Annotated in this window: 1 pseudogene; it reads right to left on the bottom strand. The window is 74.0% G+C overall.

Going from position 1 to position 435, the window contains the following annotated elements:
* Positions 1-178: 178 nt before the first annotated feature.
* A pseudogene (locus D9V41_RS17950) lies at positions 179-435 on the bottom strand (hypothetical protein); the annotation flags it as partial.

Raw genomic sequence — 435 nt, 5'->3', positions numbered from 1 at the left:
GACCGGGTCGGCGTAGAGCCGGCGGCCGGTGGACTGGTCACTCTGGCGGGTCATGCCGGTCAGGTACGGGCACGACCAGGCGAGGCCAGCAAGACGAGGCGGAGGGGCTGGGTCTGGACGGCAGAGAGGTCGGCCGGGGCGGTTGTCGTCCCGGCCGACCCCCGCGGTGGCGTGTGCCCTATTCGCTCTCGATGATCTCCCGCATGGCCGCGTCCTGCTCCTCGCCGCGGGCGCGCACCGCGTCGAGGACGAAGGCGACGAAGTCGGCGCTGCGTTCGGTGACGGGCTGCTCGCTGGTGTCCGGCGGCGTCCATTCGTCGGCCTCGCCGCCAGGCCAGGCGGTGATGCGGGTGGGCCGGTCGCGGTCGAGGCGGCTGCCGGAGATCGAGACCCAGTCGCGGAGGCGTTCGCGGGCGGCGGCGAAGTCGCTGTGCC

Source organism: Aeromicrobium phragmitis (assembly GCF_003674095.1).
In the GTDB taxonomy this organism is placed as follows: Bacteria; Actinomycetota; Actinomycetes; order Propionibacteriales; family Nocardioidaceae; genus Aeromicrobium; species Aeromicrobium phragmitis.
The sequence above is the reverse complement of the archived record's forward strand: the minus strand, read 5'-3'. Positions and strand labels throughout refer to the sequence as shown.